The sequence below is a fragment of the Mesorhizobium sp. 113-3-9 genome (genome assembly GCF_016756515.1).
GTDB lineage: Bacteria > Pseudomonadota > Alphaproteobacteria > Rhizobiales > Rhizobiaceae > Mesorhizobium.
On record NZ_AP023246.1, the window covers coordinates 6862467 to 6887444 of the forward strand.

Sequence of the window (24978 nt, forward strand, 5' to 3'; positions counted from 1 at the left end):
CGTATTTAGTAAGTCATTCTGACTTATTATTGACACGTGCCAATGTTTGTTGCATAACGTCCTCGAACGCTGGCGAGCCGTGGCTGCAAGCGTCAATGGGAGGATTTCATGCGAACCAATAGCCTGCGGTTGCCGCGCATAGCGCTGGCATGCACGTTGAGTGCCTTCACCGTCTTCGGACCAGCGGCTGCTGGAGCGGCGGACCTTTCCTCGATCCTTTTCGTCAATCCGCTGCCCAAATATCCGGCGTGGCGATTGATCGGCGATTGCGTCGCCAATCGGGCGAAGGAGCTGAACATTCCCACGACCGAATCCGGCCCGACCACAGGCAATCTCGATGCCACCGTCATGATTCAGCAGATTCAGCAAGGCATCGCCAACAAGGCGGGAGCGATACTGACCTTTCCGGCGACGGCTGGATTTGTTCCCTTGCTCCAGCAGGCGGGGAAGGCCGGTATCACGGTCGGCACGTTCTATGGCGCTTCCGGAACGGAATCCGGTTCGAACGTGAACATCGGGGCAAACTTCACCCGGGTCGGCGAAATCTTTGTCGAAGCGATAGCAAAGCGCGAAGGCCCGCAGCATGTCGGGCTGATGGCGCAGGGACCAAGCGGCGCGGCCAAAGCCTTCGTCGACGGGTTCACCGCGGCGGCCGCGAAGACCCAGAACGTCACCATATCCGCTGTGGTCTACACCAATGACGATGCCAGCAAGGCGCTTGACCAGGCCAATGCCCTTTTGACGGCGCATCCCGAGGTCAACGTCATCGCCTCGCATATGGGAACCGCCACGCAGGGCGGGACCGCCGCCATCAAGTCCAAGGGCCTGACCGGCAAGGTCGTATTCGTCGCCAATGGGACGGCAGGTGGCGGCGAGCAAGGACTTGCCGACGGCACCGTCTACAAGCTGATGCTGCAGGATCTTTGTACGGCGGGTACCAAAATGGTCGATTCAGTGGCGGCCATCGCTCGCGGCGAGACGGTTCAGCCGCAGATCGATGTTGGCGTGCGCATGTTCGACGCGAGCGATTACAAGGAGTTTCTCGCCAAGGGATGGCAATGATGGCGATCGCCCAGCCGGACATTCCGGCCCCCGCGCTGGAGATGCGCGGGGTGGGCAAGTCGTTCGGCAACGTCAAGGCGTTGTCGAATGTCGATATCACCGCCGGGGCTGCCGAAATCCATGCCATTGTCGGCGACAATGGCGCGGGCAAGTCGACCACGCTCAAGATCATGTGCGGGATTTTCCGTCCGGACCAGGGGCAATTGCGGCTGGGCGGAAAGTCGGTCGAGATGCGCGACGCGTCGGAGGCCCATCATCTGGGTATCTCGGTTGTCCATCAGGACCTCGCGCTTGTCGAATGCCTGGACATCGCCACGAACATGGCTTTGGGAGCCATTCCGCGCAGAGGACGATTCCGGCTGGACCGTCGCCGCATGGAGACGGAAGCCGCCAAGGTGCTGGACGATCTGAAGATAAGGGTCGGTTCGGTCCGCACGCAGATCGGGCTCCTTTCTGGTGGCGAACGTCAAATCGTCGCCATCGCCCGCGCGGTCCGGATGGACCTGCCGATCATGCTTCTCGACGAGCCTACCGCGGCACTGGGTGTCCGGGAGACGGCCCATGTGGGAGAAATCCTCGGCGAACTCCGGCAGCAGGGGAAGGCCGTCATCTGTATCAGCCACGACATGGATTTCGTGTTCCGCAACAGCGACAGCATCACTGTCATGCGGCTGGGGCGCTCGGTTGCGACGCGACGCACCAGGGATACCAGCCGTGATGAAATCATCGGACTGATCACAGGTGCGATCCAGGGCGACACTGCCAGTTCCGATCCAACCTTTGCCTGAACGAGGGAACCAGACCGTGGCCAGCGAACAGGCAGAACACCAATCTTCGACAGCCTCGCAAGGTGTCCTTTCAACACTGATGTTGCGCCAGGAAACGACATTGCTGGCGGTTATCGTGGCGATTGGGATCGTTGCCACGCTTCGCAACCCCGCATTCCTCAACCCGGCAAATCTCACCGACATCGCCCGCGCGGCGGTGATCTATTTCGTCATGGGCTGCGGCGCTTCACTGCTCATGATAGGAGGCGGGCTCGATTTCTCCGTGGGCGCAGTATTTACGCTTGGCGGCATCATCTGCGCGTGGTTGCTGGTGTGGGGAGCGCCCTGGCCGCTCGCCGTGCTGGCGGGCGTGGCGGCCGGTGCCGCCGTCGGATACGTCAACAGCATGATCATCGAGCGGCTGCACGTGCCTCCGATCATAGCGACCTTGGGCACCTTCTTCATCGTCGGCGGGCTGTGTGTCCAATTCACTGGCGGAGAAGACATTGTCCCGCTGCCCGAAACGTTTCAGGCCCTGGGTCAGGGAGCCGTGCTCGGCATCCCCTACATCGTTCTCTATGCCGTCGCGCTGGGGCTGCTCTTCTGGTTCCTGCTCGAGCAAACGCCGTTCGGTGTCGAGACACGCGCGCTGGGTGGCAATCGCAAAGCCGCGATCGCCAACGGCCTCAAGGTCAACAGGCTCGATACGATCCTCTACGTCACCGCCGGCGCCACCGCCGGCCTTGCCGGTGTCATCTACGCGGCGCGCGTTGGAAGTGGCCAGGTTGCCGCCGGTGGACCCTCGGTCACACTCTCGGTCGTCACGGCCGTGCTCATAGGCGGTATAAGCTTGCTCGGAGGCCTGGGGACAATCACCGGCGTTGCGGTTGGGGCCCTCCTGCTGTCGGCGATCGATAACGCCCTCATCGTTGCCAGCGTGCCGCCGCAGTACAACAGCATCATCATCGGCGCGATCCTTATCTGCGCAGTGGCGGTTGATCACATGCGCAGGGAACGTCTGTACAAGCGCCGTCGGTGAGGTCTTTCCCGGGGCTCGTCCGATCAGCCGCGTGGGTCTTGCGGCTTGTCCGCGCCCAGGCCGGCAGCCAGTCGCCATGGGCAGCCAGGAGGTCATCGACCAGTGACCAGATCTGGTCGAGATCGAGCTCCGCCGCCGTGTGGGGATCCATCATCGCCGCGTGGTTGATGTGCTCGCGGTTTTCGCTCACCAGCGCCCGCACCGTCAGTTCCTGGACATTGATGTTGGTGCGGATCAGCGCCGTCAGTTGCGGCGGCAGGTCGCCTATATAGGTCGGCTGGATGCCCGAGGCATCGACGAGGCAAGGCACCTCGACGGCACAATCGCGGGGCAGCGAAGTGATGCAGCCATTGTTGCGGACATTGCCATAGATCACCGACGGTTCGCCGACCCAGACCGAATTCATGATCGAGGAGGCATATTCCGAGGACTGCTCGACCTCAATGCGGTCGGCCGAACGATAGGCTTGCGCCTGGCCCTTCCAGCGCTCGATCTGTTCGATGCAGCGCTTGGGATATTCGTCGAGCGGGATGCCGTATTTCTCGATCAGGTCGGGGCGGCTTTCCTTGATGAAATAGGGCGTGTATTCGGCGAAATGCTCCGAGCTTTCGGTGACGAAATAGCCGAGCCTGGTCAGCATGTCGTAGCGCACCTTGTTGGGGCAGCGCGGGTTCCAGCCGGTTTTTGGCGCGCGGCCTTCGCGATAGGCGCGAACGAGATCCGGATAGAGATCGCGATAGGAACCGTCCGGCTGGCGATGCTCGAACTTCAGATAGAACGACATGTGGTTGATGCCGGCCGAGCGATAGCGGATCTCCTCGTAGGGAAGATCGAGATCGTGCGCCAGTTCCATCGCCGTGCCCTGCACCGAATGGCAGAGGCCGACCTGCCGGATGTCAGGGTATTTCTCCGATATCGCCCAGGTGTTGATCGCCATCGGGTTGACATATTGCAGCATGATCGCCTGCGGGCACACAGTGAGCATGTCCTCGCAGATCGCCCACAGATGCGGCACGGTTCTCAAGCCGCGCATGATGCCGCCGACGCCGAGCGTGTCGGCGATGGTCTGGCGCAGGCCGTATTTCTTCGGCACTTCGAAGTCGGTCACCGTGCAGGGCTCGTAACCGCCGATCTGAAAGGCGACGACGACGAAGTCAGCACCGACCAGCGCCGTGCGCTGGTCGCAATAGGTCTCGGCCTTTGCTTTCACGCCGAGCGTCGCGATCAGCTTGTTGACGACGACAGCGCTTTCTTCCAGCCGCTGCGGATTGATGTCCATCAGCGCGATTGTTGCTCCCGACAAGGCCGGCCGCTGCAGCACGTCGCCGACAATGTTCTTCATGAACACCGTCGAGCCGGCGCCTATGAATGTGATCCTGGGATTTCTTGCCACGCCAATCTCCGGCATAGGTTCAGGCTTGATGCGGCTTCGACTATGCCGCGTGCAAGCCGCCGCCGTCCAGCCTGGGCGAACTGGACGACAACTTGCGGGCGCTGGACATCGCGCTCTCGCCTGCTGAACTCGAGTGCGAGCTCGATCGCATGGTCGCGCCCGGCGCTGTCGGTGAAGAACGGCGGCGCCGGGACGGAGGCTGACTGGCCACAAGGGGCCGACCTCAGGCCATTCCAGCGATGAAAGCACCCGAGGAAGCCGCCTTTCCATGCCATCTCTTTTCCTGCCAGAAATCGACAGCTGGGCGCTGGACAGGCCGAATTCCCGTGCTATAACCCACGCGCTTTCAAGGGGCGCCCCTGGCGCCCTCATGAAATCCGGTTCACGGGAATTCGTTTGCCGGAACAGGCCCAGATAGCTCAGTTGGTAGAGCAGCGGACTGAAAATCCGCGTGTCGGTGGTTCGAATCCGCCTCTGGGCACCATCCCCTCTTCTCCCGACAGTCCCTTTCGCCGAAGCTTCTACTCTCCTGTCTCGGCAACTAGCTGAAATACTTACTGATTTCGCTGCCCAAAGCGCGGATGGTCGGGTTTCGTGGAATTTCGGCGCAGTTGGTCCAACGAGGCGGGGGGCTGGTATTTTCGCTGGTATTGGAGATCCTGATGGTATCGATGCAGCCAAATGGAGGTCCCGAAAATGGCTCTTTCCGACGTAAAATGCCGTAATGCCCGACCCGCTTCCAAGCTCGTGAAATTGTCTGACGGTGGCGGGCTCCAGCTTTGGGTGCAGCCTACCGGATCTCGCCTATGGCGCCTCGCCTATCGTTTTGGCGGCAAGCAGAAGCTTCTGGCGTTGGGCAGCTATCCCCTCATCTCCCTCGCTGAGGCACGCGAGGCGCGCGATACCGCCAAACGTCTCCTCCTACGTGGCATCGACCCCGCACAGGAGCGTAAGTCGCAAAAGGCTTCGGCGGAGGACACCTTTCGCTCAATCGCGGAGGACTATGTCGACAAGCTGAAGAAGGAGGGACGTGCCGACCGGACCATCACCAAGGTCAAATGGCTGCTCGACTTTGCCTATCCAACGTTTGGGGACAAAAGCGTTCGGGAGATCGATCCGGCCACAATTCTTGCCGCTCTCCGCAGCGTGGAGGTTCGTGGTCGATACGAGTCGGCCAGGCGAATGCGCTCCACCATCGGCAGCGTGTTTCGATATGCAATCGCAACCGCACGCGCCGATGTAGATCCGACGATCGCCCTGAGGGGCGCACTCGTCGGTCCGACGGTCACGCCCCGTGCCGCGGTTACCGATCCTAAGGCCTTGGGAGGCTTGCTGAGGGCGATTAATGCATTTGACGGACAGCCTACAACCCGAGCCGCTCTGAAGCTGATGGCCCTGCTATTTCCCCGCCCCGGCGAGCTGCGCGCGGCCGGATGGGACGAGTTCGATTTCGAAAGCTCGGTGTGGAGCATCCCTGAAGGACGCATGAAGATGCGACGGCCGCACCGCGTACCTCTTTCCACGCAGGCCGTCAGCGTCCTGACCTCACTTAGAGAAATCTCTGGTGGTGGATCGCTGTTGTTTCCTAGTGTTCGATCGGGTTCGCGTCCGATTTCCGACAACACGCTTAACGCCGCCCTTCGCCGTATGGGCTATGGCAAAGAAGAAGCTACCGCGCACGGCTTTCGAGCAACGGCATCAACTCTGCTAAACGAATGCGGCAAGTGGCACCCGGACGCCGTAGAGCGGCAGCTGGCCCACATTGAGAACAACGACGTTCGGCGCGCCTATGCCCGGGCAGAGCACTGGGAAGAGCGCGTCAGGATGATGCAATGGTGGGCCGATTATCTGGATGAACTCGAGAGCAAAAACTCGCGGGTGGTCTCAATCGGGGGACGCGAGGCAAGCCTGCTGTCCATACATCCTCGCGAGGGTCTAGTTTGGAAGCCAACAGCGACGGTTCGCCAAACGACGAGACGAACCTCCAATCTCCGAAAATCACACTGAACCCCGTCGAAAACACCGAAACTGGGCGACCAATGTTGCAGGCCCGGAGGGTCATCGTTTTCCACAGGAAATCAATTGGCCACACATTTCCTTCGTATTCTCTCGTATGGTCTGGCGAACCTAAGGACCAGGAGGAGGACTAGTATTCCCTCCGCGGTGTCTCGTCGTCCACAAGAAGGGTCGATTAACCCGTGACGAACGTGGCTGGTTTGGGGCCGTGTCCAGACGGTCCGGTTGCGGCAAACTCGCGGCAGTAAGCTGCCATTCCGCAGCCGACGCCATTGCGGTCATTTGCTCTTCTTCGGAACAACGACCGGGCCTAAAGTTGCCCCTTACATTGGGATTTGAGAAGTCGAAGGGTGTGAGAGCTGATGTGCCTACCTTGGCGCTGATCCTCGTGACCCGTCCTGACAATGGACAAGATTGCAGTCTTACAAATTTTTCTACAATCAGTCGTACCGAAAAACTATTGGATGCACTATTGGGAGATGCACTGCTAATGAGGATCATTTTTGCCTGCGACGAGTCAGGTGCGAAGGGGTACGCGGATCGCGACGAGGCATTCGACGGTGAAGTTGGCCTCTTCGCAGGTGTCATGGTGCCCGAAAGCCATCTTGCAGCGGTAGAGGCCGACCTGCAAATCGTCGTGCAGAGGTATCAGACTGACGCTCAGAAGCTGCATATCGCCGACTTACCGCCTGACCGACAGGGAGCTCTGCGCGATGACATCTATGCGGTCATTCGCAAACATCAACTTCCTTGCTTTTGGTACGCCATCCACGTCGCCGGCTTTCATGCCTGGCACCTCAGCCAGATCGAGGCACGCAAGCAGGCGAAGGCCCTGCCCGCCGCCGCTTCAAGCCAACCTCCGCGCTATAAGGGAGGCAGTCCAAGAGAAACCCCGGATTCGTTGCACGTCGCGATTTTTGACGGTCTCTACGCCCATCTTGTTGCCTTCCTCGAGGAGCGCGGCTGCAAGGATGTCGAGATCGAGGTGCGGACCGACCGTGTGGACAATCCTATTGTTAAGGATTTCATCGCGGTCGCCGAAAGACTATTGGGCGACATGACTTTCACTAGGACGTCCCGCCGCTTCGATACGGTTACCAAGACGTTGGTCGATAGGCAAATCCGCATCTGTACAGTTCTCCCTCCCGAGTTGCAGATTGAGCTGCAGGTGAGGAGCCTCGAGATCAACGCTGTCGATCACGACAGTGACGGTCTGGTGCTGGCTGCAGACGTGCTGGCAAACAGTCTCGCCTACCTTTTCAAACAGCGCATCGGCACCGAGAAGTACACTAGGCTGAACTGGCCCGATGCCGTGACCGGCCACCCCTTGGAGGAAAATCTACTGACCTTCAACAACTGGGGCGACGGCGACCTCGTCGGGGACGTTCTCTACCGGCATCCTAAGGCGGTTGCTGGCTAGACCTGCCACGGCGCGGGGGACCGCTACTGGCGCGCAGCAGTCGCTAATGCCTCTACATAGGACTCACCCCAGTCCGGCCGTAGGCGTCCGGCCGCCTTGCTGCACATTGGGAAATGGACGCTTCGAGCTTCCCGAGCGCTCCGATCGAAACTGAAGGATCTCAAACTGTATCAGCCGGCAGCGCCGTGAGGCTCGCGAACTTGCATCTCCACTTGCAAGCCGGCGGCAGCAGCCATGTTGACCAGTGCGTCGAGGCCGAACAGGTCGACTTTGCCGCGGGTAAGGTCTGAGATCCGCGGCTGGGTCACCCCAAAGACTTTGGCCGCTTGAGACTGACTTAAATGCGTGCGGGAAATATGCTCTTTGAGCGCCGTCATGAGCACCGCGCGTAACTTTGCGCTCTCGCTCTGTTGCGGGCTCGGCTCGGCAGGTGCCGCCGGCTCCAGATCCTTCACCGGGCCTGCAGACGATTCGCTATTCGCACCGATGTCCAGCAAGAATTGCTCGTTGGCGATACTGGCGATTTTCGCGGTGAGGCCGATCTTCTCTTCCGCCTTTGCGCGAGCATGATCCGACATGAAGGCGAGAAGGCGCTCCAAGCCACCCTTGTCCGATACGGTTACAAAATCCTTGTTCTTGTTCACGAAGACCACGGACTTCTTCTTTTCTCGAAGAAGCTCGATGACATTGCTTAGTGTGCCGGTGCTTTTGCAATCCCAGACCATGAGGCCATAGTCGCTGTTGCGCGCCATCTCCAGGTCTTTGGCGGTAAAATAGGCGCGCGTGCCAGCCTTCGCCTTCGAGACGACCCTGTGGACCGGCCATTCTGCGACATTGTTCCGGGGCGAATCGCCGGTGCAATACACAGTCACCTTTCTGGCTTGGTACTGCTGGAGGCATTCTTGAATTGAGGTATCGGCACCATCGGCATCTCCGACCACGACGTCGAAGTCTGAAGATACGATCTTGTTGATCCTATCCGCCACCTTCTCATGCAGGCGACTGATGGAGATTGATCCGGCGATGAAGACAGTGGTCATGGCATTACTTCCATGTGATCGAAGCGGCGTAGATATGGTTGATTTTCTTGTACGTGCGCAGCGTTTTGCAGACGGCGTCCATCGTGGCGCCCGTGTCGAAAAGGTCATCAAGGACAAGCGCGTTCCAACACCCTTCGTTGGTGATGGACGGGTTGATGCTGAACCGTCCCTCCAATGCGGCGTCCTTAGCCTCGCGGCCATGCAGATTCTTGAGCTGCGGGCTACCTTCCGGCGCTGGCGCCTTGACGATGATATCATCGAACACCGGCGTTTTCGTCAGTTTGCCGAGTTCGTTGGCGATCTCATTGACCGGCTGGCGCGCGCGCACCGTGGAGGCCGGCATCGGGATAATAAGGCCAATCTTGCCGAACAAAGGCAGCAAGGATTGCTGCACTTGCGCTGCGAGCGCTTGCACCTGATTCCAATCGGCTCGATATTTAAGCTGGTATAACGCCTCGCCGGGCTCTGAGCGCGTCGTGTCAAATCGAGGGTGGCCGTATTCGTCGTCGCCCAGGTAGACGCTCGACAGCGTATGCTTGTGCAGCGCGTAACCGAGATCCCAACTGCCTTCGAGCTTTCGAACCTGAACCTTCATGATGATGAGTATTCCTTGCAGGCCCTGGGAACGCCAACTGCGCGCCCACCTTATATATACAAAATATTGTATGAGACGCAATGGCCCCGGGGCGGCTCGTCAATGGCATCCGGAGCTCACGGCGCCAGCGTAGTCACGTCGGGGATTGACCAATTGCGTAAGGTTGCATAATGTTGCCGTATGTCACAGAATGATGCCCCCGATTTCCTGACCCTTGCCGAGGCCGCAGAGTATGTTGGCGTCTCGAAGGACACGCTTCGACGGTGGGATGCCTCGGGCAAGCTCAAGCCCGTGCGCCGTCCAGGGAGCGGCTATCGCTTCTATCGCCGGCCTGACCTTGAGCCCTTCCGCCTCGAGTACCGGCGCGCCGAACAGGCCGCCAACGAGCCGGACCATATGTTTCAGACCCTGACCGCAGATATTGAAGCGAACCCCAAGATACGCGAGCCGCAACAGGGCGCGCACCGGGCAGTGCGGACCCACTTCGAAGCCTCGAACGAGCCGGTGATCCTGCAGATACCCGTCGGATGCGGAAAGACTGGCGTCATCGCGACATTGCCCTTCGGCGTCGCCAAAGGGCGCGCGCTCGTCATCACACCGAACCTGACGATACGGTCGGGTGTCGCGGAGTCGCTCGACATCAGCAACCCGAAGAATTTCTGGCGGCGGACAGGGGCGCTCCACGATTTTTCCGCGGGGCCATTCCGCGCTGTTTTGGATGGCGTTGATGCCAATCTCCACGACTGCAACGCAAGCCAGTTCGTCGTGACCAACATCCACCAGTTGGCCAGCTCGGCCGATCGTTGGCTCCCGCAGTTTCCGCCGAACTATTTCGACATGATTATGATCGACGAGGGCCACCACAACGTGGCGCCGAGTTGGGCGAAGGTCTTCGACCGCTTTCCGAACGCCAAGGTCGTCAGCCTGACGGCGACGCCGTTCAGGGGTGACGGAACGCGGCCGGTCGGCAAGGTGATCTATCGCTACCCGTTCACTCGGGCGATGGTGAAGGGGTACATCAAGCAGATTCACTCTCGGAACGTCGCGCCGTCAGAGCTGTCCTTCACCTACCGTGACGACATGAAGCGGCACACACTGGAAGAGGTGTTGGCCTTGCGAGAACATGCCTGGTTCCGGCGAGGTGTCGCGTTGGCGCCCGAGTGCAATCGTCACATCGTTGATGCCAGCATCAAATATCTCCAGGAGCTGCGAGAGCGCAGCGGTGTCCGTCACCAGATCATCGCCGTTGCCTGTTCCGTCGACCATGCCCGCCAAGTGCGAGGGCTGTACGAAGAGCGGGGCCTGAAGGCGGCCGAAATCTATGGTGAGATGGATCGTGAAAAGCAGGACGTCGTTCTTGCCGATCTGCGCAGCGGCAAGCTCGATTGTATCGTGCAGGTGCAGATGCTCGGGGAGGGCTTCGATCATCCGCCTCTGAGTGTCGCGGCCATCTTCCGGCCGTACGCGAGCTTGTCGCCTTACATCCAATTCGTCGGGCGCGTGATGCGCGTCGTCCACGAGGCGAAGCCGGACCACCCGGACAACCACGCATTCGTGGTCTCCCATGTGGGCTTGAACACCGACGCCCATTGGGACGATTTCCGGGAGCTCGACTTCGACGATCAGGCGATGGTCAAAAAGTGGCTGGAGGCCGGTGACGAGAATGGCGATGGCGACGGCTCAGGAGAGCCCCGTCGCTTCGATATCGGTATGCTGGTCGATAACGAGATCGTCGGCTCATTCATCAATCGGTCGTTCCTTGATCCCGAAGACGATCGCGTCCTCGAAGAAATGCTGGATCATGAGATCGGCGCAGGCCTCCGCCTGCGCGACGTCATCGCGAAGGACAAGCTCCGGGAGACGCTGCGCCGAAAGCAAGCGGAGCTGTCCCAGGTCAGCAGTTCCGGTGACCTTCCGGTGCAGCCGCAGGCGCGGCGGGTCGGCGCGCGCAAGCGGCTTTCCGAACGCACAGGCTCCGTGGTCGCCCGCATTCTCAAGGACCTGAAGCTCTCGCCCGCCGGGCGCGAGGTCGGCCAGCGAGACAAGACCGTCGCGGGGCGTGACAACCGGGCCGCCGTTACATCGCTGCTGAACAAGGCGATCAACGAACATCTCGGGATCAAGTCCGGGAGCCGCAAGGCACCCGACGCGGGCGACAATGAGGACGCTTTGGCTGCGCTCGATATGCTGGGAGACAACGTGCGCGACGCCCTGAAAGGGAAGAACGATGGCTAAAGTCAGGGACATTCTAATCGACGTGAGGATCGAGCAGGCGCAGCGCCAGCGCAAATGTCGAAGGAACAGCTCCCACGTCATCCCGAAGGGCGAGTGGTGTCTCGTTGTTCGAACCAACGCGACCAACGATGACTACAGCTACAGCCGAGACGCTGCGAAACCCATGCTCGATGCGGCTTGGGCGAAGCTCAGGACCATCTACGAAGGACTCGGAATGTCACCGCCTGATGGCTAAAGGACGGGGGAATGAGCGACGGATACAACTTTCAGCAACTCAAGGCCGCGATTTTAGCGCTGAGCCGGGCCACTGATTGGGAAGTGGCCAAAAAGGAGTGGCGCCTCGTCGAGATTTCCGAAGCCGACGAGCCCGAGACCTGTCTGTGCGGCCATTTCCCAATCATCGAGTTGTGCACCATCTCCAATGCTACGACCCGAAAATCGGTGGACGTAGGCAACGTCTGCGTGAAGCGGTTCTTGGGTTTCCGCTCCGATTTGATTTTCCAGTCTCTGAAGCGTGTCCGAGCCGACCCAGATAAGCCGATCGGCCCGGATGCCACCGCGTTCTTTCACGAACGCGGGGTCATCAACGATTGGGAGTATCAGTTCCAGCAGAGCACCATGCGGAAGCGCAACCTGTCTCAACGGCAGTTGGCGACCAGGCGTTCGATAAATCAGAAAGTGATTGCGGCCGTGCGGCGTCGTGGTCTTTCATAATCCCGGGGCGACGCCGGCTCCCGGCCTCTCTCCTACGAGCCATAAGAGTGCGGCTGCAGGAACTCCGTCTCCTGCTTGGTCAGCACCCTCCAGAGGCCCGGCCGCGGTCACACCTTAGCAATAAGGTACAGCTCGACGTTGAATCCCAAAAATTGAAAGCCCTCCGCAACCGCGATTGGCGCACCACTCTCAAGCTGGCCGTGAGGTCTGGGCACAAGGGCGACTTCGGTCGTCGAGATGGCGTCGTACACCAAGCTGCTCGGACGGCGGCTTTCAGGATCGCTGGCTGGGGTTGGGAACGAGGGAAATCGAGGCGCTAAGCGGACGCTCCAGATAGGCTGCGCCGCCGTGCTGCAGGCCTGCAATTTGCTCGATACTTCAGTCAGATATGAGCAATGCCAAGAAGATTCTGTGGTCGCGTTCATAAGAATCAGATCAGATATTGTCTGGTGCGTAAGAATTAAGGACAAAAGGAGCACGCAAGCGCAAATGGCGAGGGCTCCCAGATACTTCGGCGCATGGGGCAACGTGCCCGTAGATGATGATGTGCGGCCGTTCAGCATGATCAATCCCGTGGGGAGCAATGCCAACCGGACCAACCGCCGACATCACTTTATCTCGGCCGTCTATATGAACGGCTTCGCGGATGACCGGGGCCGAGTGCTGGCCTATCTTTGCGAGGCGCCCGAAGACCCGCTGCCGCCAATGAATCCACGGGCCATTGGTTTCGAGCGAGACTACTATTCCCAGAAGCTGCCCGGGGGTGGTCAGGAAAACCATTGTTTCGAGGATCTGTGGAACACCATCGAGACCGGATGGCCGGAAACGGTGCGGGCGCTCGCGGCACGCCGCCTGTCGGCCGCCATCTCCTTCAACGTGCTCGGCATGCAAACGATCTTGCGCGCGCGTGTTCCGGCGACGCGCGATCGGCACGCGCTGATGATCGAGGCCAAAATTCGCTGCGAGCACAAGATCGGCGAAGAACTCGGCGTCCTTCCTCCGCCGCTCGAGCGCTATGCGGGCCAGTTCGACACCGTGCCGATAGGCGTCAACCCACATGAAACGCTGCTGGCAATGAAAGGTGAGTTCAAGGATTTCGGCGACCTCTGTTTCCGCCTCGGCTTCGAGGTGCTCCACAACAGGACAAGCACGCCTTTCCTCACATCGGACAATCCGGTCTGCAGCTACGATCCGCGTCAGGCGTTCCATGCGCGTACGCCTTACGAGCATTCCGGCGAGGTCGAGCTGATCTTCCCGGTTTCGGCGCACATGCTTGTGCGCGGTTCCAGCAAGCGCGGGCCGGTGAACATGATCTCGCGCCATCGCGATATCTCCGACAGCCACAAGGTGCGGCAACTCAATCGCACGATCGCGCAGTTTTCCTATCGCATGACCATCGGCCAGGATCGCTCTAGCGACGACCTGATCCGCGCCCATGGCGCGATCGTGCCGACCATCACCACTAGAGTGCGGCGACTTGGGAAAGAGGTGCATATCATCTGCCGGAATGTTTTCGGTCCCCGGCCGAGGTTATCTCAATACATCGACACGCCTGAAAAGGCCGCGCGCCTTGAGGCCAGGATGGCTGCTACATCGAGCCACGCGGACCCGATCCTCGAATGACCGGATTGATGGAAGAGCCTTCCGTTTGCGCGGTGTTTTGGACTGCCGGGGTCAAATGCGACCATTCGCGGCATCACCGGAAGGCGACAGATGGTATTTCCCACCCAACCATGCCCGTAACAATCACGCGGTTTTGTCTCTCACGCGAGAACACCCCTGATGGAGAAAGCGAAGCTCTCCGAGTTGAAAAAGCTGCGACATCTCAACATCGAAACCTTGAATGGTCGGGTCATCAACATGATGCCGCTCTTGGGAGGACCGATCCTGGCACCTCTGGATTCCGAACCTCGATGGCACGCTGATGGAGATGTGTCCGGTTGACGCCGCCCATTCGCCTATTGGGGAAAGAGTGCCGCCCGCGACGAAGACGTGTGCTTCGGCCTGCTCGAGATATTGTGGCAACGCGCGAGCTTTCCAGACGTTGTGCAGGCGTATTTGCTCTTGTCGGCGCGTACCTATTGTGGGTTCAAATCCAGCGTCAAAGACGCCAGTTGCGATTTGAGAGCGAATGGATCGCGCTCAAACGCAAACGTGAGAACCTGGCGGCCCGCATCGGGCTTCCACACGCGCTCGCAGAGCTCAGCAGATATTGGGCTGCCTCGTTCGAGTCCTCGCGCAGCCTGGTCGCAGCGTCGCGTGCTTCCGCAATCTCTGGAGAATCATTTGGAGTCGCCTGTATTTTCCTGGTCGTATATCCTAGCCGGCGCGACCGGCGAAGTTCGGCCAAGCGATCGGCCAAATCGACCTACCGATCGCAAATTCGTATATGCTATCAATGCGCTAAGCATAGCGAATATCGGCCATCATCGGCATCGGCATTGGCGTCGTCGATCAACCGTCTCGGTGAAGCTGAGGTAGCGCCTAACATCGGCCAAATGATCGGCCAGTTATGGGCGCTCAGCTAAAATTTCTGTTGACATATACGTACTTAGCGCGATCTAACATCGGCCAATCATGGAAGAGACCGTACAGCGCATCGAGCCGGCGCGCCTGGAAGACGTTGCGGAGCCTATCTCCGACGCGCTGGCTGAGCTGTCAGCAAGCTCGGCGGTTCTCGGCGCCAAGCTGCATCCGCGCACGGCCGCGAACCTGGCGGATCTCGTGCGCATCATGAACACCTATTACAGCAACCTGATCGAGGGCCACAACACGCGCCCCCGCGACATCGAACGCGCCCTCGCCGGCGAATTCGACAAAGACCAGGAACGACGCAACCTGCAGGTGGAAGCCGCGGCCCATGTTCGACTGCAGGGGGAAATCGATCGCCTGGCCGCAGAGGGTCAGCTCCCAGAACCGGCTTCGCTTGATTTTTTGCGCTGGCTGCATGCGGAATTCTACCGTGACGCCGATGAGGCGATGTTGCGCATTCGCGGCGCAGACAGAGAATTCTTGATGGTTCCGGGTCGGTGGCGATCACAGCCCGAACATGATGTCACTGTCGGCCGCCACCAGCCGCCGTCAAGCGATCGCGTCGAAGCGTTCATGGAGCATTTCGCTAGCCGGTACCGCTTCCAACGTACGGGCAAAGCGGCTAGGATATTGGCGATTCCGGCCGCGCATCATCGGTTCAATTACATTCATCCCTTCCCAGACGGCAATGGACGCGTCAGCCGCTTGATGAGTCACGCCATGGCCCATGAGGCAGGAATAGCCGCGCATGGGCTGTGGTCGATTTCCCGAGGCCTGGCGCGGGGTCTGGAAAGCCGCGGCGACTATAAACGCATGATGGATCACGCCGACATGCCACGCCAAGGCGATCGCGACGGCCGCGGTAATCTTTCTATGCGGGCGCTGGCGGATTTTACCTTATGGTTTCTACGCGTATGTATCGACCAGGTCAGTTTCATGTCGAGCCTGTTCGATTTGAACCAACTAGCCCGGCGCCTGCAGCGGTTCGTTCAACGCTACGACCTGAAGCCCGAAGCTTTCCGGCTGCTCGAGGAGGCGCTTCTGCGCGGCGAGTTCGATCGCGGTGAGGCCTCACGTATCGCTGGCTTGCCGGAACGTACGGCCCGCCGCGTGTTTACCGAGGTGCTCGAGCTTGGCCTGCTTGCGTCCGATACCCCGAAAGGACCGGTATCGCTACGCTTCCCGGTCGACACGTTGGACGAACTGTTTCCTAAGCTATTTCCGGAAACTTAGCGTCGCATAACTGCGCCTACTGTTTCCCCGCCCCGGCGAGTTGCGAGCCGCCGGATAAGAAGAGTTCGACTTCAAAGGTTCGGTGTGGACCATCCCGGAAGCACGCATGAAAATGCGGCGGCCGCACCGCGTTGCACTTTCGAGGCAGGTCATCAAAATCCTGACCGATCTCAGAGACATTTCCGGCGGCGAGGCGCTGCTGTTTCCAAGTGTGCGATCGGGTTCTCGTCCGATTTCCGACAATACACTTAACGCCGCCCTGCGTCGCATGGGTTACAGCAAGAAAAAGCAGCGGCTCACGGTTTCCGAGCAACGGCATCAACTCTGTTGAATGAATGCGGCAAGTGGCATCCAGACGCAAGAGAGACAGCTGACCCATATTGAAAAGAACGACGTTCGGCGCACTTACGCCAGGGCAGAGCACTGGGAAAAGCGCGTCAGTATGATGCAGTGGTGGGCCGATTATCTGGACGAAATTGGGTGCACGAAACCTGCAGTTGAACCCAAACAAGTGTAACTGCAACCCCGTGTCCGCACCTATCGTGAACATGAACATCAGCTTTGCGTACGTTATGACAATGGCCGCGTCTATGTTGGGGCGGAACCGGCGACGCAGTCCTTCGAGGGACAGGGGCTTTTCACAAATCTACGTCAAGCGGCTTAACTGGTTGTGGAGCTTCAATCGTTATTCCGAGTCGGCTGACGGGAGGCGTCAGCACAGCGTCAGGAACAGCGGTCTGGCTCAGCGTTCCGGCTTGTCGTCCCGGAGGATGCGCTCAGCGGCTCCGTCAAGATCCTCATATTGGCCACTCTTCAACGCCCACAGAAAGCCAGTCAGCCCCAGTGCGCCAAGAAATAGGGCGACTGGCATGAGGTAGACGAGTATCGTCATGATGACCGCGCTGATGGGTGAATGCCGGAATGCGTTGCCGAAGAAGCCCTCGTCAGCTCGGCGAGCCTAAAGCCCTGCAGGCGCAGCGCGTTTCCGATGACCAGCAGCGATGAGGCCGACATCGCGATCGCCGCGATCAACGGCGTGACGTGCCCGAGAATGGCAATCGGCACGGCGACAGCGTTGTAGACGATCGCAATGGCGATATTCTGCCGGATCAGCCTTCCCGCTTGCCGCGAGACATCCAGCGCCAGGGGCACCGCCAGCAGGCTTTCGCGCAGGAACACGAAATCGGCGGCGTTGCGGCCAATATCGGCGGCGGTTGCCGGCGCGATCGAGACATGCGCGGCAGCGAGGGCCGGCGTGTCGTTGAGCCCGTCGCCCACCATCAGAACCTTGTGGCCCGCCCTGGCCAGCACCTCGATCCGCTCAACCTTGCCGGAGGGAAGCAGCGCCGGAACGAAACTCTCGATATCCAACGTCCCGGCAACCTCGCCGCAGGCATGGGCTATATCCCCGGACAGCATTTCGACCGACACGCCGGCATCCTTCAATTGCCCGACCGCCGCCTTGGCGTCGGCGCGCGTAGCGTCCTCGAACGTGAAGGAGGCGACGATCCTCCCATTCTTCGAGAGCACCGTCCCGCCATAGCCGCCATACTTGCCTTCGCCACCGGTCCGGGCTTTCCATCCGGCCCAGCCGCGCCGGCCAAGACGCCAGGTGCTGTCCGCGGTCGTCGCTTCGATGCCGAGACCCGGGTGCTCGCTGACGGCTTCCAGCTTCGGCTGGCCGGCAAAACCCGCGAATGCGGCGATCGCCTTCGAGAACGGGTGACGGGAGTGCGCCGCCATGTCGGCTGCGATCGCCAGCATCGCCGGATCGATGGTCGACGCGTTGACCAGCCTGGGCTGACCGAGCGTTAGCGTGCCCGTCTTGTCGAATACCGCCACGTCTATCGCGGCCAGGCGCTCCATGGCCGATCCGTCCTTGACCATCATGCCGGCTTCGAACAAGCGGCGCGCCGCGACCACTTGCACGATCGGCACGGCCAGACCGAGCGCGCACGGGCATGTGATGATGAGAACGGCGATCGCGATCGTCACTGCCCGGTGCCAGTCGCCGGTTACCGCCATCCAGCCAAGGAACGTCACGAAGGCGGTGAGATGGACCACCGGCGCGTAGAGCGCCGAGACACGGTCGGCGATCCGCCGATAGTGCGCACGACCACCTTCGGCGGCTTCCATCAGCCGAACCATTTCCGCCAGGAAGGAGTCCTTTGCGGCAGCGGTCGCTTCGATGGTCAGCGGGCCGGTAAGATTGAGCGTGCCGGCCTGAACCTGTTCCCCGGACGCCACGGTTTTCGGTGTGCTCTCGCCGGAAACCAGCGAGCAGTCGAGATCCGACGCGCCGCGAATGACCCTGCTGTCGACAGGCACCCTTTCGCCGGCGGCGACCAGCAGTTGCATGCCCGGTTCGATCTCGCCAACCGGCAGGTAGTCGCGCGCGCCATCGCCGCGCAGCACCATGGCGCCACGTGCGGCCAACTGGGACAGGCCTTTCACGGCGGTCCGTGCCCGTTCGCGCATGACGTGATCCAGGGTGCGGCCGATCAACAGGAAAAACAGCAGGGATACGGACGCGTCGAAATAGGCGTGATCGCCATGATTGATCGTCTCGTAGAGGCTCATGGCATAAGCGAGCGACACCCCAACCGCGATCGGCACGTCCATGTTCATGCGGCCGTGGCGCAGTGCATTCCAGGCCGAGCGGAAGAAGATGCCGCCGGCAAAGGTGAGCGCCGGGATGGCGATCAATGCAGAGACCCAGTGAAACAGGTCGCGGGTAGCACCTTCGGCGCCGGACCAGACCGAGACCGAAAGAAGCATGATGTTGCCGGCGGCGAACCCGGCGACCGCGACCGCGCGGATCAGCTCGGCAAGCGTCTTGTCCTTCTTATCAGCGTCGGCTTCGAACAGGTGCGCCTGAAAGCCCAGCCGTCCCAGCGCGGCGACAAACGGAGGCACAGAGTCCCCACGCCACCGGATCGCGACCCGTTTCGTCGACAGGTTGACACGAGCGCCTTCGACGCGATCGAGCCTTCCGAGAGCCGTCTCGATGGCCTGGATGCACGCCGCGCAGTGAACCGTCGGCACTGAAAGGTCGGTCTGCCAAAGATTGTCGCCAAGCGATCGGCTCGCCAACCTGATCTCCTGGCTAGACGGCAGGACCGATGTGGTACTGGTCAGATCCAGCGCCAGTTCCGCGCTGGGTGCACAACAGCTCATTGCAGCGCTCCTTGCGAAATCATGATCCGGCGAACGTCGCGATAGGGCTCTGTCAGACCGGCATCGGCGTCGACTTCGACGATCCAGACGCCATCCCTTGGCAAGTGCTGCGCGGCAAATTCCTGGTCCGAGACGAGGGCGAGAGTGACGGCCTTGTCCCCAGCCTCGTAGGCGGAATGACGAAACAGTATCTTGACGCCATGCAACGGGACCGGCTTGCCGGTGGCATCGCTCAAGCTGTAGCGGACCTCACCCCGAGCGATCGTCAGTTTGCCGGTCCAGCCGAGTGCCGCCTGCGCGCGCCCTTCCTCGGCCTTTCGGTTGAATTGCTGGCTGGCCACATAGGTGTTCTCGACGACAAGGCCGGTCCAGCTCGTACTGGCGAGTGTCGCCATCGTGAGATTGACCGCGATGATCACGCCGAAAAAGCCGAGAATGGTGAGCAGCATGTGCCTGCCGGTGAACTCACGCGTCTTTTGCGTATTGGTGCTCATCTGGCGATCTCCGGTGCGTTGAAGGTGGCGGTGTATTCGTCCGATTCGAAGCTCGCTCTGTCCTCGACGCGGAACTTGAAGGTTTGTGCAGCGTGCCGAACCTCACCCGCTGGCTGGCGCACGAAGACCTTCAGCATGTTCAGCCGGTCGGGTTCGACCGCGATGGCGAACAAGCGAGCTGCCGGCAGATCACTGCCGACGACGCTCATTTCGGCTCCCTGCAAGCCCTGCATCGTGACGACGATCGTCCTTGGCTCGGGGATCATGTTAAGCAGCTTGACGGTGTAACCGTTGCGGATCGAGCCGTCGGACAGGGTCACGAATTGCGGATTGCGGTCGTGCAGGACGTTGATCTCGAGTCGGTCGCGCGTCAGCAGCGAATAGATCAAGGCAAGCCCGACCGCCGTCCACGCGCCCATGTAGAAGAAGGTCCTCGGCCGGAAGATCTTGCTAATATGGAAATGCGCCAACCTGGCGGAAAATGTGCTGTCGGCCGTTCTGACGAGTGAAGGGTTCACCCGACCGGAGCCGCCTGCGGTCGCCACCGCCATGTTGGCGTTGTAGTCGGACAGCGTCGCATAGGAGATCAGCCCGCGCTCCTTGCCGAGCTTGTTCATGACGCCGTCGCAGGCATCAAGGCACAGCGCGCAAGTGATGCATTCGAGTTGCTGGCCGTCGCGAATGTCGATCCCCATCGGGCAGACTGCGACACAGGCATTGCAGTCGACGCAGTCACCGACCGGCTGCCCCGCAGCCTGGACCTTCTTGGCGTGCCGCGAACGAGGTTCGCCACGCCAGTCATTGTAGGTCACGGTGAGCGAATTCTCGTCGAGCATGGCAGCCTGGATGCGCGGCCACGGGCACATGTAGGTGCAGACCTGTTCCCGCATCAGCCCGCCGAACGTGTAGGTGGTCGCTGTCAGCACGGCGATGGTGACGTAGGCGACCGAAGCGGCGGTGCGGTTGAATACGTCGCCGATCAGCGTCGGCGCATCGGCGAAATAGAGGATCCAGGCGCCGCCGGTAGCTGCCGCTATGACCAGCCAGATGGCGTGTTTCGACACACGCAGCACCAGTTTGCGCGCGGTCCAGCGGCCGGCGTCGAGCTTCATGCGAGCGTTGCGATCGCCTTCGATCGCCCGCTCGACAACTAGGAAAAGATCGACCCATACCGTCTGCGGGCAGGTATAGCCGCACCAGGCGCGGCCGACGGTGGACGTGATCAGGAAGAGGCCGATGCCGGCCATCATCAGAAGGCCGGCGACATAGTAGAATTCCTGCGGCCATATCTCGATGAAGAAGACGTAGAAACGGCGGTTGGCAAGATCGATCAGCACGGCCTGATCAGGAGCAAACGGACCTCGATCCCAGCGCAACCAGGGCATCAGATAATAGATGCCCAGCGTGATCGCCATCACCAGCCATTTGAAGCGGCGAAAGCTGCCCGAGGCGCGTTTAGGGAAGATTTTCTTGCGCGGAGCATAGAGCGGCTGTCGTGTCTTGGCGGAGTTGACCGCTTTTGCCTCGAGCCGCTCCATCTGCGTTTCATCCAGCACGTGCATCTCCACTCGCGCGCGGCCTATGACATCGTTGTGCGACGGACTTGTCAGCTTCGACAGACGTCCGGTCTGCAGTGAGCCCGCTTCGCCGTGTGGGCCGCGCCGCCTTGCTGCAGGTCAATCGCCGCATGCCGGAATGGTGTCGGGGCCCGACTCGTGCCGGGCCCCGTCGCTTGGCGGGGAGGGCCGAGAATAGGCTTCCGTTCCTATTCTCCGCCGCCAAGCGAATGGACATAAACCGCAAGTTCCTTAACCTTGGTCTCGCCGAGACGCCCGATCCAGGCCGGCATGACACCGTGCTTCGGCGCGCGGACTTGGACGGCGATGGCTGTCTCGCCGGGTGCGTAGAGCCAGATCGCATCGGTCAGATTGGGCGCGCCGAGCTCTTTGTTGCCTTTCGCATTATCGCCATGACAGGCGACGCAGTTTTCCGCGAATACCTTGGCGCCGGGCTCGATAAGACTTGCATCCTGGACCTTGCCCGAGAGGCTGGCGACATAGGCGCCGACCTGTGCGATCTGTTCGGGCGTGATGATGTCACCGAAGGGGGGCATTTCCGACTGCCGAGTATCTGGGTCGGATGCGAAACGGATGCCGTGCGCGATCGTTTGCTGGATCTGCTCGGTCGTGCCGCCCCACAGCCAGTCATCGTCGTTCAGGTTTGGAAAGCCCTTCGACCCTTGGGCGCCCGAGCCGTGGCATTGCACGCAATTGACCTTGAAGGTAGCTCCGCCGGCCGCTACCGCGAATTCACGCAGCGCGTCGTCGGCTGCGATCTCGGATACGGTCTTCTGCTGGATGGCCGCGACATATTTGCCCTTGGCGGCTTCGGCAGCCGCCAGCTCAATCTTGACAGCGTTGCGGCTAGAATAGCCAAGCACACCCTTGGTCGCGGAAGACAGCATCGGCCAAGCCGGATACGCAATTGTATAAGCCACCGCCCAAGCGACGGTGATGTAGAAGGTTATCACCCACCATCGGGGCAATGGGTTGTTGAGTTCCCTTATCCCGTCCCATTCATGACCGGTCGTTGAGATGCCCGAGACTTCATCGATATGCTCGCTGCTCATGATCAGTCGTCCTTGAGTGGAATCTGGGCGGCTTGATCGGCCTGTGTTTTGCCGCCGGGACGCAAGGCAAAGGCAATGCAGCCGACGTAGAAGAGCGCCATGGCAAGCAGACCCCAGCTGTCCGCGAATTCCCGCATCAAATTATAGCTCATTGCGTCCCCCTCAGCGGTAGCCGGCTGCATCGTCATAGGTCTTGAAATCGACCAGTGTTCCCAGCATTTGCAGATAGGCGACGAGGGCATCCATCTCGGTCACCTGCTGCGGATTGCCGTCCAGATCACCGAGTTTGGCTTTCGGATAGCGTTTCTCGACGCCGGAGGCATCGGCATTCGGGTCGGCCTGGGCCATCAGATCGGCATTGGCGTGCGCGATCATGTCATCGGAGTACGGGACGCCAACACGCGCGTTCGCAACCAGATGCGTCGAGAAGTCCTTCACCTCGATCGGAGCGTCCTTCAGGAACGCATAGCTCGGCATGATCGATTCCGGCACCACGGAACGTGGATCGGAAAGATGTGCGACGTGCCATGCGTTCGAATAGCGGTCACCGACCCGGGCGAGATCGGGCCCGGTGCGCTTCGATCCCCATTGGAAGGGATGATCGTACATCGACTCGGCGGCCAGGCTGTAGTGGCCGTAGCGCTCGACCTCGTCCCGGAAAGGCCTGATCATCTGGCTGTGGCAGAGGTAGCAGCCCTCGCGCACATAGATGTTGCGTCCGGCGAGTTCCAGTGGCGAGTAGGGCCGCATGCCTTCGACTTTCTCGATCGTGTTGTCGAGATAGAAGAGCGGCGCAATCTCGACGATGCCGCCGACGGTCACCACAAGAAGAGAGCCAACGAGAAGAAGCGTGGCGTTCTTCTCGATGATCGCGTGTTTGTCCATCAAGCCCATTGTCTGGCTCCCTATTCGGCAGGCCGGAGGGCGGGCTCGGAACCTGGCATTGGTTGCTCTTCGCGCTCGTGGCCAAGAATGGTCATGGTCACGTTCCAGGCCATGAGCAGGGCGCCGGTGAGGTACATCGCACCGCCGATGGCGCGCATGACGTAGAAGGGATGCATGGCGGCGACGGTTTCGGCGAAGGAGTAGACGAGGAAACCCTGCTCGTTGTATTCGCGCCACATCAGGCCCTGCATGACGCCGGACACCCACATCACCGCGGCGTAGACGACGATTCCGAGCGTCGCCAGCCAGAAGTGCCAGGTGACGAGCCGCAGCGAATAGAGACGTTCACGATTCCACAGTTTCGGCACCATGTAGTAGATTGCGCCGAACGAGATCATGCCAACCCAGCCGAGCGCGCCGGAATGGACATGGCCGATGGTCCAGTCCGTGTAGTGCGACAGCGAATTGACCGTCTTGATCGACATAATCGGACCTTCGAAGGTCGACATGCCGTAGAAGGCGACTGCCATCACCATCATGCGGATGATCGGATCGGTGCGCAGCTTGTCCCAGGCGCCAGACAGCGTCATCAGGCCATTGATCATACCGCCCCATGACGGCATCCACAGCATGATCGAGAACGCCATGCCGAGCGTCTGCGCCCAGTCGGGTAAGGCGGTGTAATGCAGGTGGTGCGGGCCGGCCCAGATGTAGAGAAAGATGATCGCCCAGAAGTGGACGATCGACAGCCGGTAGGAATAGACCGGCCGGTTCGCCTGCTTGGGCACGAAATAATACATCATGCCGAGGAACCCGGCGGTGAGGAAGAAACCGACGGCGTTGTGGCCATACCACCATTGCGTCAAGGCGTCCTGGACGCCGGAGAAGGCGGAGTAGCTCTTCGAGCCGAGGAAGGAGGCCGGCATCGACAGGTTGTTGATCACATGCAGCATCGCGATGGTCACGATGAAGGACAGGTAGAACCAGTTGGCGACGTAGATATGCGGCTCCTTGCGCTTCAGGATCGTGCCGAGGAACAGGATGAGATAGGCGACCCAGACGATGGTAAGCCAGATGTCCACATACCATTCGGGTTCGGCGTATTCGCGGGCTTCGGTGATGCCGAGCAGGTAGCCGGTCGCGGCCATGACGATGAACAGCTGGTAACCCCAGAACACAAACCAGGCCAGTTTGCCGCCAAACAGCCGGGCGCGGCACGTGCGCTGCACGACATAGAGAGACGTGCAAAGCAAAGCGTTGCCGCCGAAAGCAAAGACGACGCCGGATGTGTGCAGCGGCCGCAGCCGGCCGAAATTGAACCAGGGTTGGATGTTGAGGTGAGGGTATGCCAGCTGCAGGGCAATGATCACACCGACGAGCATGCCGACGACGCCCCAGAATACCGTTGCAATGGCTCCGTAGCGGATTGGGCCATCCATGTAGGCGGAGGTGTCGACCGGAGCCGCCGGCTTGAAATCTGTGTTGCGCAGCAGGATCGCGGTAAAGCCAGCCACGGCGACGAACAAAACCCCCATATGCTGGCGAAAAGGTCCTTCTACGCCGAAGCCGGCAGCCACCAGGGCCGCAAAAGCAAACAGGCTTAGGACGACGATCTCCGTGCCGAATTTCATGACATGTCCCCGACCAGGATTCCAATGCGCGGACGCCAAATCCGCGGTGCATTAATTCCGTAGTTGCCGCCTGCTCGCCCTGATCCATGTCAGAGCCGCACGATTTTGCTTCGGGC

Annotated in this window: 21 protein-coding genes, 1 tRNA gene and 1 pseudogene; 12 read left to right on the top strand and 11 right to left on the bottom strand. The window is 60.5% G+C overall.

Annotated elements, in window-relative coordinates; all coding sequences use genetic code 11:
* Positions 1-108: 108 nt before the first annotated feature.
* Genes MesoLj_RS32955 through MesoLj_RS32965 form a run of 3 tightly spaced genes read left to right on the top strand, consistent with a single transcriptional unit; the run spans position 109 to position 2868 of the window.
* Positions 109-1062 (top strand): sugar ABC transporter substrate-binding protein, encoded by a 954-nt coding sequence (locus MesoLj_RS32955; protein ID WP_202323955.1) that lies wholly within the window; start codon positions 109-111, stop codon positions 1060-1062.
* Positions 1062-1850 (top strand): ATP-binding cassette domain-containing protein, encoded by a 789-nt coding sequence (locus MesoLj_RS32960; RefSeq protein WP_202323956.1) that lies wholly within the window; start codon positions 1062-1064, stop codon positions 1848-1850. Before MesoLj_RS32955 ends, MesoLj_RS32960 begins: the two co-directional genes overlap by 1 nt.
* 16 nt (positions 1851-1866) lie before the next feature.
* Entirely contained in the window at positions 1867-2868 is a 1002-nt protein-coding gene (locus MesoLj_RS32965) for an ABC transporter permease (protein ID WP_202323957.1), read from the top strand.
* Here the strand turns inward: MesoLj_RS32965 and melA are convergent.
* Positions 2807-4261: an alpha-glucosidase/alpha-galactosidase gene (melA, locus tag MesoLj_RS32970; RefSeq protein ID WP_202323958.1), complete on the bottom strand. Its 1455-nt coding sequence runs from the start codon at positions 4259-4261 to the stop codon at positions 2807-2809. The genes MesoLj_RS32965 and melA overlap by 62 nt on opposite strands.
* A gap of 408 nt (positions 4262-4669) precedes the next feature.
* On the opposite strand from melA, the gene MesoLj_RS32975 reads away from it, so the two are divergent.
* The 3 genes from MesoLj_RS32975 (at position 4670) to MesoLj_RS32985 (ending at position 7697) form a co-directional block, all read left to right on the top strand.
* Positions 4670-4745, top strand: a tRNA-Phe gene (locus MesoLj_RS32975).
* 212 nt (positions 4746-4957) lie between these two features.
* Positions 4958-6268 (top strand): tyrosine-type recombinase/integrase, encoded by a 1311-nt coding sequence (locus MesoLj_RS32980; RefSeq protein ID WP_006329277.1) that lies wholly within the window; start codon positions 4958-4960, stop codon positions 6266-6268.
* Between the two features lie 382 nt (positions 6269-6650).
* Positions 6651-7697, top strand: a complete 1047-nt coding sequence (locus MesoLj_RS32985) for a hypothetical protein (protein WP_202295815.1) — start codon at positions 6651-6653, stop codon at positions 7695-7697.
* A gap of 170 nt (positions 7698-7867) precedes the next feature.
* On the opposite strand, the gene MesoLj_RS32990 is transcribed toward MesoLj_RS32985, so the two are convergent.
* Positions 7868-8737: a helix-turn-helix domain-containing protein gene (locus MesoLj_RS32990; RefSeq protein WP_202295819.1), complete on the bottom strand. Its 870-nt coding sequence runs from the start codon at positions 8735-8737 to the stop codon at positions 7868-7870.
* 4 nt (positions 8738-8741) lie between these two features.
* Complete coding sequence (locus MesoLj_RS32995; RefSeq protein ID WP_202295822.1) at positions 8742-9332, bottom strand: ComF family protein; 591 nt, start codon at positions 9330-9332, stop codon at positions 8742-8744.
* A 180-nt stretch (positions 9333-9512) separates the two neighbouring features.
* Between MesoLj_RS32995 and MesoLj_RS33000 the strand changes: the two genes are divergently transcribed.
* The 6 genes and pseudogenes from MesoLj_RS33000 to MesoLj_RS36905 all read left to right on the top strand — a co-directional run.
* Entirely contained in the window at positions 9513-11567 is a 2055-nt protein-coding gene (locus tag MesoLj_RS33000) for a DEAD/DEAH box helicase (RefSeq protein ID WP_202295825.1), read from the top strand.
* Between the two features lie 246 nt (positions 11568-11813).
* Positions 11814-12281: a hypothetical protein gene (locus MesoLj_RS33005; RefSeq protein WP_202295828.1), complete on the top strand. Its 468-nt coding sequence runs from the start codon at positions 11814-11816 to the stop codon at positions 12279-12281.
* 237 nt (positions 12282-12518) lie between these two features.
* Entirely contained in the window at positions 12519-13904 is a 1386-nt protein-coding gene (locus MesoLj_RS33010) for a DUF4238 domain-containing protein (RefSeq protein WP_244730566.1), read from the top strand.
* Between the two features lie 159 nt (positions 13905-14063).
* Positions 14064-14225 carry a hypothetical protein gene (locus MesoLj_RS33015; RefSeq protein ID WP_202295834.1) on the top strand — a complete coding sequence of 54 codons (162 nt, stop codon included), beginning with the start codon at positions 14064-14066 and terminating at the stop codon, positions 14223-14225.
* Between the two features lie 633 nt (positions 14226-14858).
* Positions 14859-16046 (top strand): Fic family protein, encoded by a 1188-nt coding sequence (locus tag MesoLj_RS33020; RefSeq protein ID WP_006329252.1) that lies wholly within the window; start codon positions 14859-14861, stop codon positions 16044-16046.
* A gap of 10 nt (positions 16047-16056) precedes the next feature.
* Positions 16057-16563: pseudogene (locus MesoLj_RS36905) on the top strand (tyrosine-type recombinase/integrase); the annotation flags it as partial.
* A 225-nt stretch (positions 16564-16788) separates the two neighbouring features.
* Here MesoLj_RS36905 and ccoS read toward each other — a convergent pair.
* The 8 genes from ccoS to ccoN all read right to left on the bottom strand — a co-directional run bounded on the left by ccoS (position 16789) and on the right by ccoN (position 24862).
* Complete coding sequence (gene ccoS / locus MesoLj_RS33030; protein ID WP_006329249.1) at positions 16789-16938, bottom strand: cbb3-type cytochrome oxidase assembly protein CcoS; 150 nt, start codon at positions 16936-16938, stop codon at positions 16789-16791.
* Positions 16935-19223 (bottom strand): heavy metal translocating P-type ATPase, encoded by a 2289-nt coding sequence (locus MesoLj_RS33035; protein WP_202323959.1) that lies wholly within the window; start codon positions 19221-19223, stop codon positions 16935-16937. Before MesoLj_RS33035 ends, ccoS begins: the two co-directional genes overlap by 4 nt.
* Positions 19220-19717: a FixH family protein gene (locus tag MesoLj_RS33040; protein WP_202295843.1), complete on the bottom strand. Its 498-nt coding sequence runs from the start codon at positions 19715-19717 to the stop codon at positions 19220-19222. Before MesoLj_RS33040 ends, MesoLj_RS33035 begins: the two co-directional genes overlap by 4 nt.
* Positions 19714-21279, bottom strand: a complete 1566-nt coding sequence (gene ccoG / locus MesoLj_RS33045) for a cytochrome c oxidase accessory protein CcoG (RefSeq protein WP_446720273.1) — start codon at positions 21277-21279, stop codon at positions 19714-19716. Before ccoG ends, MesoLj_RS33040 begins: the two co-directional genes overlap by 4 nt.
* A 203-nt stretch (positions 21280-21482) precedes the next feature.
* Entirely contained in the window at positions 21483-22346 is an 864-nt protein-coding gene (gene ccoP, locus MesoLj_RS33050; protein WP_019856557.1) for a cytochrome-c oxidase, cbb3-type subunit III, read from the bottom strand.
* A gap of 2 nt (positions 22347-22348) precedes the next feature.
* Positions 22349-22498, bottom strand: coding sequence for a cbb3-type cytochrome c oxidase subunit 3 (locus MesoLj_RS33055; protein ID WP_202295854.1), 150 nt, complete (start codon positions 22496-22498; stop codon positions 22349-22351).
* A 10-nt stretch (positions 22499-22508) separates the two neighbouring features.
* A complete protein-coding gene (gene ccoO / locus MesoLj_RS33060; RefSeq protein WP_010914031.1) occupies positions 22509-23240 on the bottom strand; it encodes a cytochrome-c oxidase, cbb3-type subunit II in 732 nt (243 codons plus the stop codon).
* A gap of 11 nt (positions 23241-23251) precedes the next feature.
* Entirely contained in the window at positions 23252-24862 is a 1611-nt protein-coding gene (ccoN, locus tag MesoLj_RS33065; RefSeq protein WP_202323961.1) for a cytochrome-c oxidase, cbb3-type subunit I, read from the bottom strand.
* Positions 24863-24978 lie beyond the last annotated feature (116 nt).